Source organism: Micromonospora coerulea (assembly GCF_016598485.1).
GTDB classification, from domain to species: domain Bacteria; phylum Actinomycetota; class Actinomycetes; order Mycobacteriales; family Micromonosporaceae; genus Micromonospora; species Micromonospora coerulea.
Map to the genome: position 1 here is coordinate 1 of NZ_JAEMUW010000065.1, position 7,087 is coordinate 7,087.

General features: G+C 69.1%; 7 protein-coding genes. 4 read left to right on the forward strand and 3 right to left on the reverse strand.

Features of this window, described 5'->3' with window-relative positions; translation table 11 throughout:
• Positions 1-366 precede the first annotated feature (366 nt).
• Together I8N68_RS32070 and I8N68_RS32075 are read right to left on the reverse strand one after the other, a co-directional pair.
• Positions 367-570, reverse strand: a complete 204-nt coding sequence (locus I8N68_RS32070) for a DUF2267 domain-containing protein (protein WP_200216858.1) — start codon at positions 568-570, stop codon at positions 367-369.
• Between the two features lie 73 nt (positions 571-643).
• A complete protein-coding gene (locus I8N68_RS32075) occupies positions 644-1,324 on the reverse strand; it encodes a TMEM175 family protein (protein WP_200216859.1) in 681 nt (226 codons plus the stop codon).
• Between the two features lie 157 nt (positions 1,325-1,481).
• Here I8N68_RS32075 and I8N68_RS32080 point away from each other — a divergent pair, with 157 nt between their 5' ends.
• From I8N68_RS32080 to I8N68_RS32090, 3 genes are all read left to right on the forward strand, one after another.
• On the forward strand, positions 1,482-2,639 hold the full coding sequence (locus tag I8N68_RS32080; protein ID WP_200216860.1) for a glutathione-independent formaldehyde dehydrogenase: 1,158 nt from the start codon (positions 1,482-1,484) through the stop codon (positions 2,637-2,639).
• Positions 2,640-3,216: 577 nt separating this feature from the next.
• Positions 3,217-3,570: a hypothetical protein gene (locus I8N68_RS32085; RefSeq protein WP_179804417.1), complete on the forward strand. Its 354-nt coding sequence runs from the start codon at positions 3,217-3,219 to the stop codon at positions 3,568-3,570.
• On the forward strand, positions 3,567-4,742 hold the full coding sequence (locus I8N68_RS32090; RefSeq protein WP_200216861.1) for a zinc-dependent alcohol dehydrogenase: 1,176 nt from the start codon (positions 3,567-3,569) through the stop codon (positions 4,740-4,742). The genes I8N68_RS32085 and I8N68_RS32090 overlap by 4 nt, the downstream gene beginning before the upstream one ends.
• A 311-nt stretch (positions 4,743-5,053) precedes the next feature.
• Here I8N68_RS32090 and I8N68_RS32095 read toward each other — a convergent pair whose 3' ends face one another.
• Positions 5,054-5,248, reverse strand: a complete 195-nt coding sequence (locus I8N68_RS32095; RefSeq protein WP_200216862.1) for a hypothetical protein — start codon at positions 5,246-5,248, stop codon at positions 5,054-5,056.
• Between the two features lie 200 nt (positions 5,249-5,448).
• Here I8N68_RS32095 and I8N68_RS32100 point away from each other — a divergent pair, with 200 nt between their 5' ends.
• Complete coding sequence (locus I8N68_RS32100; protein ID WP_200216863.1) at positions 5,449-6,549, forward strand: L-dopachrome tautomerase-related protein; 1,101 nt, start codon at positions 5,449-5,451, stop codon at positions 6,547-6,549.
• Positions 6,550-7,087: the final 538 nt, after the last annotated feature.

Sequence of the window (7,087 nt, forward strand, 5' to 3'; positions counted from 1 at the left end):
CGTCGACCCGGCTGCTTGGCGGGTCGGCTGATCCCAGGAACGCACTGATCTCGGCAGCTCGCGAAGCCGAGCGGTTGGCCGGTCGTCGCGGTCAGGACTACTCACCCGGCCCCCGACCGATGCAGACCGCGACTCTCGACATCCTCTCCGCCGGCCGGCTGGACGTCGGGCTCGGCCTCGGGTGGTCGGACGAGGAGTATCAGGCGACAGGTGCGAGCAGACACCGGCGGGGTCAAGCCCGCGGCTACCTCAATCGACACGGGCAGGGCAGCCGCAGGTAGCGTCCCTCGCCGCCGATTCCAACGGGCGTAGCGGCGAATCCGGCGCCGCCACCGCCCGAGCTTTCTGCGGGTCCGCGCGCCCTAGCTAGGTGCCGACGCGGCGAGTCTCGAGCCGTCCCGGCCCCGGCCCGGTCAACTGCCAGAACTCCTGCGGCAACTGGTCGACAAGGTCCCCGTACTCCTTCGCGCTGGCCGACTCACGAAGGGTATCCAGCACGGCCCGTGCTCCGTCGGTGGCCACCTGGCGATCCACCGCCGCCACGGACTGGATGAACTCGGTGTAGTTCACCTCGGATCCCCTCTCGAACCGGATTGCGGCGGGTACCCGCGCCCGCCGGGGCAAAACGGCGGTTCGCCCACCCTCAGCCGGGTGGCGGAGGGCGGTGGGTGATCCGGCGGGTGAGCGGCACCTGGTACAGACCGGCGCTGGTGACGGCGTAGAACACCGGCAGCACGACGAAGATCACCAGGCCGGCGAGCGGTGCGACCAGGTACCCGATGAGCCCTGCGGCGGCATAGAGGATGACCCCGACGAGTGCCCGCATCCGCTCGGCGGGGAAGTGCCGCTCACTCACCTCCTCCTGGAGCAGGTCTTCGCGCCGAGCCAGGTAGTGGAAGAACGCCAGCCAGCTCGCGCAGAGCAGCGCGCCGATCAGCGCGTAGAAGGCGACGGCCACGCGTTGGTCCTGCTGGTCGTGCTCCTGAAGCGCGTGCGAGACGACGGCGGTCGGGAACGGCAGCAGCGCGGTGGTGAACAGGACGAAGAGGTTCACCCAGTGCAGGCCCCGATCACTCTCCTTGACGCGATTGAACGCGCCCTTGTGGTTCAGCCAGACGATGGCCACGTAGGTGTACGAGGCGAGATAGGCGACGTAACTCGGCCACTGCTCCAGCAGCCCGGACAGCAGGCGACCGGGCGGTACGTCCGGCACCCGGAGATCCAGCACGAGCAGCGTGATGATGATGGCGAAGACGGCGTCGCTGAACGCTACGGCACGGCTGGTGTCCGACCGGGTGCCGATGTCGTCGCTTGGCCTGCTCACGGCCGGTGGCTACCCACCGACGCCCACGATAACCGGCTCCTCGCAACCGAACCAATAGCGCGGATCATGAGCTGGGGGCGAAGCGGATTGCAAGAATTTGACTGCCAGGAGGTCTTGGAGCCGCAGTAGGGGCGGAATCTTCACGCGGGGGTAGTCAATGAAGGCAGTCGTGTACGACGGGCCACGGACAGTCAGCGTCAAGGAGGTGCCGGACGCCAGGATCGAGCGACCGACGGACGCCTTGGTACGCATCACGACGACGAACATCTGCGGGTCCGACCTGCACATGTACGACGGGCGCACGGATCTGCAGCCGGGCACGGTGCTCGGGCACGAGAACATGGGTGAGGTCATCGAGGTCGGCGAAGGGGTCGACCTGGTCAAGGTGGGCGACATGGTCTGCCCGCCGTTCAACGTCTCCTGCGGCGCCTGCGCCAACTGCAACCAGGGCCTGACCGCGTACTGTCTGGTGGCCAACCCGGCGCCCGGCATGGCCGGTGCCGCCTACGGCTACGCCAACATGGGTCCGTACGCGGGCGGCCAGGCCGAATTGCTGCGGGTGCCGTGGGCCGACTTCAACTGCCTGGTTCTCCCGCCGGACGCCCGGGACGTGAGCAGGCAGAAGGACTACGCGATGCTCTCGGACATCTTCCCCACCGGCTGGCACGCGACCGAGCTCGCCTGCGTGCGGCCCGGCGACAATGTGGCGGTCTACGGCGCCGGGCCGGTCGGCCTGCTCGCCGCCTACTCCGCGATCATCAAGGGTGCCAACAAGGTGATGGTGGTCGACCGGCATCCGGACCGGCTGCGCCTGGCGGAACAGATCGGCGCCATTCCCATCGACGATTCCAAGGCATCACCGGTGGACCAGATCCTGGAGCAGACCGGCGGGACGGGCGCGGACCGCGGCTGTGAGGCCGTCGGTCACCAGGCGCACGACCCGAGCGGCCAGGAGAAGTCGGCACTGACGTTGAACAACCTCGTGCACTCCGTGCGGTTCGGCGGCACGATCGGCGTGGTCGGCGTGTTCTTCCCCAAGGACCCAGGATCCCCAGACCCACTGCAGAAACAGGGAAAGGCGCCGTTCGACTACGGCATGTTCTGGTTCAAGGGGCAGAGCATGGGCACCGGTCAGTGCAACGTGAAGAACTACAACCGGCAGCTGATGAACCTCATCGCGAACCACAAGGCCGAGCCCTCCTTCCTGGTGTCGCACGAGCTGAAGCTGGACCAGGCACCGGAGGGGTATCGGAACTTCGATGCCCGCAACGACGGCTGGACCAAGGTCCTGCTGCACCCGGACGGCGGACGCTGACCACGGCTTGGCCCCACAACGCGCGGAGGCGGCACCCGGTGTGGGTGCCGCCTCCGTCGGGTTGGTTACTTAAGGCAGGCGCTGCACGAGCCGCAGGCGGGTCCAGTACCGGCCATGGCCGTCCCGGTCTTCCACACCGCCGTACGCAGCAGCCACTGCATGGCCTGCGGACCGTCGTGACCCGCCCGTTCCGCCAGGGACCAGCAGGTCTTGCGTACCGCGCCCGACAGCAGCCCTTCCACGAACGTCGGGCGCGTTGTTCCTGGCTCGGCTGTTCGTCGAGCGGTGACGTCCTTCGCCCGCGCGGTGTCGCGCCCCTTACCACTGGCCCTTGCCGGGTGCGGGAATCCCCAGCGTGACAGTGCACCGATATGACAGGTTTGTCCGTGACGGAGCCGTCGGTCGGGCAGGTGCGTCGACGGGTGGGGTCGACTCGGGGGCGCACATGAGGGCATTGGTCAAGGTAGGGGTCATCGTGGTCGGGGGGTTGGCCCTCCGCAGGTTCCTGCTTCCGTCGGGCCGTCATGGGCCCTGGCAACGGGCCCCGTTGATGCGGCGCGAGCCGCGGTGGCACGTGGTGACCGTGAACCCGGCCCGCGACGAGCTGACCCCGGACTCGCCACTTCCGGAGCCACTGGCCGGTCTCGGTGACGCCGTGGACGTGCAGATCCGCCGCGCCCCGGCCGACCGCGGCATCGAGCTGGCGGTACGGCTGCGTGACGGCGCCCAGTCGCCGGTGACGGCGGGAGCCAGGCGACTCGCGGGTCGCGATCCCAACCAGGCGATCCGCGCCGCACTGCGCGAGGCGAAGCAGTTGCTGGAGACCGGCGAGGTGCTGCACCCCGACTCTCCACCCACCACCCAGACGACGGCGGTCAACAAACCGCTGCAGATGGCGACGCGGCAGGGGCGGCGGGAGGGGCGACTGTGAAGGCACTGTTGTGGCAAGGCGTCAACGACCTGTCGGTGGACGAGGTTCCGGACCCGACGATGCGCAACGAGCAGGACGCCATCATCCGGGTGCGCAAGACGGCGACGTGCGGCTCCGACCTGCACCTGCTGGGTGGGTACAATCCGTTCATGGAGCGGGGCGACGTCCTCGGGCACGAGTTCCTGGGCGAGGTGGTCGAGGTCGGCCCGCAGGTGCGTAAGCACAAGGTGGGCGACCGGGTGGTGGTCTGCTCGTTCGTCTCCTGCGGCCGCTGCTGGTACTGCCAGCAGCAGCAGTACTCCTTGTGCGACAACGGCAACACCAACCCCGCGATCACCGAGAACGTCTGGGGCTTCGCACCCGGCGGCTGCTACGGCTACTCGCACGCGCTCGGCGGCTTCGCGGGCAGCCACGCCGAGTACATCCGCGTTCCGTACGCCGACCAGGGGGCCTTCACCGTCCCAGACGGGGTGAGCGACGAGCGTGCTCTCTTCGCCTCCGATGCCGCCCCGACCGGCTGGATGGGCGCGGACCTCGGTGGGGTCAAGGCCGGTGACGTGGTCGCGGTGTGGGGCGCGGGCGGGGTGGGCCAGATGGCGGCACGCGCGGCGGTCCTGCTCGGCGCGGAGCGGGTGATCATCATCGACCGTTTCGCCAATCGACTGCAGATGGCGGAGAAGTACCTGGGGGTGGAGGCGCTCAACTACCAGACCCAGGACGTCGGCGGTGAACTGCTGGAACGCAGCGGCGGGCGCGGGCCTGACGTGTGCATTGAGGCGGTGGGGATGGAGTCCCACAGCACCGGACCGCAATACCTGTACGACCAGGTCAAACAGCAGCTGCGCCTGGAATCGGACCGTCCGATCGCCGCCCGGGAGGCCATCTACCACTGCCGCAAGGGCGGAAGCGTGTTCCTGCTCGGCGTCTTCGCCAACCTTGTCGACAAGTTCCCGCTCGGGGCGCTGATGAACAAGGGCCTCACCCTGCGCGGCGCCCAACAGCACGGACACCGCTACATCCCGATGTTGCTCGAACGGATGGCACGGGGCGACCTGGTCACCGAGCACCTCGCGACACACACCATGCCACTCGACGAGGCGCCACAGGGATACAACATGTTCAAGAACAAGCTCGACGGCTGCGTACGCGCCGTCTTCGAGCCCGCCCGCTGATCGGTATGCGGGGTCGTGTCGCCGGTCGGCTCGACACGAACGGGGCGATGAGGACCCGGTAGGGGCGGTGGTTCGTCGGCAGCGCCACGACCCTGACGGCGAACCGCCGCGTACCTGGCACATCTATTGGCCGAGCACGTTCGGTAGGTCGGCTACTCATCCAGCCGGTGGTGTTCAGGGTCCTGGACGTCTCGCTGCCCCCGTACCCAGCTCGCTACGGCGGCGGTCGCCCGGCTCGGTCTGCGCACCGAAACCTCCGTGGGCGGCCAGTAGGGCCCCGTCGCGCGCCCGCTCTCCGGGTCGCGGGCGGGTCAGCGTGTGGTCTTGCGGGCAGTCCGCCGGTTGCCGAAGGACTCCATGGTGGTGGCTTTCTTCACCGCGCCCGGGTGGCCTTCGTCGTACGGGCCCGTGCGGGCGCGGCCTTCTTGGCCGGTGCCTTCTTCGCCGGCTCTCTCGATGCCGCCGACGGGACAGGCCCTGTCCGGCCGGGTCGGGCTGCCCGGCATGCGACGCTGCCTCAGCGCCTTTCGTCGAAGCGGCAGATGTTGGTCGTCGGCAGCGGCGGGCAGCCGCTGGCGTTGTCACGGTCCGGTGACCCGATCACGGCGACTTCGTGAGGCACACGCCGGGCCGGCAGCGCTTACCCAGGCGTTTGCCGCTCAGGGCTTCGGGAAGAAGCCGTCGCACCGACAGTCAGGAGCAGCGGATGAACGGGCCCCTAGCCGACGAGCCCGTCGGCGACCTCGAACTCGTGCACACCTTCACCGGGCCCATGCCCACCGGTGTGAGCGTCTCGCACACCGGCCGGGTCTTCGTGAACTTCCCCAAGTGGGGCGACGAGGTGCCCGCCACGGTGGTCGAGCTACGCGACGGCCGCGAGGTGCCCTTCCCGGACCAGGCCTGGAACCAGCCCGCCCGGGACGACGACGCCGGCGCTTTCGTCTCGGTGCAGAGCATCGTGGTGGACCCGGCCGACCGGCTCTGGGTGCTCGACACCGGCAGCCCGATGTTCCGGCCCACGCAGCCGGGCGGGCCGAAACTGGTCCGAGTCGACCTGGACAGCAACTCCGTCGCCCAGGTCATCACCTTCCCGACCGACGTCGCGCTGCCCTCGACGTACCTCAACGACGTGCGGTTCGACCTGCGCCGGGGTGACGCCGGGATCGCCTACATCACCGACTCCTCGGACTCCGGGCCGAACGGGATCGTCGTGGTCGACCTCGCCAGCGGCGCGTCCTGGCGGCGGCTGCACGACCACCCCTCCACCAAGGCCGAGCCGCTGTCCGCCTACCGGCCGATCGTCGAGGGACGGCCGTTCCTGGAACGCCCGGCCGACGGAGCGCCGAAGCCGCTGTCGATGGGGTCGGACGGGATCGCCATCTCCGCCGACGGCTCCCGGCTGCACTACTGTCCCCTCGCCTCCCGCCGCTGGTACAGCGTCGCCACCGACGCGCTCGCCGACCGCGCCCTCACCGAGGACCTGGTCGCCGCCACGGTGGCGGACGAGGGTGACAAGGGCGGCGGCTCCGACGGCCTGGAGACCGACGACGCCGGCCGGTTCTACCTCACCTCCTACGAGCACAACGCCGTGCTGCGCCGCCGGCCGGACGGCGAGTACGAGACCGTCGTGCACGATCCCCGTCTGCTCTGGCCGGACACCATGTCCGTCGCCACGGACGGGCACCTCTACGTCACCGCCAACCAGCTGCACCGGCAGCCGAAGTACCAGCGGGGACAGGACCTGCGGCGCAAGCCGTACGCCCTGTTCCGCACCCGCATCGACGCCGGACCGGTCCTGCTGCGCTGAACCGCCGGGAGTGACCGGGATCGAGGCGGCGACGGTGTCCTTCACGGCGGGGTCGCGGGACGTCCGAGCTTCCCGGACTCGTCGGCCCGGACGAGTGACACCGGCACGGGCGCCGCCGACCGCGGCGGCGCCTGAATCACCAGGGCTGGACTGCGCACCCGTCACCTCAGGAAGACCAGGACCAGGGTCAGCCGACGATCCTGTCGCGCACCGAGGGCTCGTCGAACCGCCCGACGTAGCGACAGGTGGCAACATCTGCAGCGCTTGACGCGGAATCAAGAGACCAACGTGCCAAGTCATCTAAGACGCTGATGAAGCGGCAGGTCAGAGCGTTCCACAGCCAGCAGACCGACGGCCAACGTCCATGCCGTTACCGCCAACGAAGATCATCCGTTACCGAATGTTACCGCCGTCACCTGGGAAGATCTCCATCTCCCCAGGTCAACCGGTCGGGACGGCCGGATTCGAACCGACGACCCCTTGACCCCCAGGCAACCAACACGGGTCCATGACCTGCTGCTCCACAACTGCTGAGCTG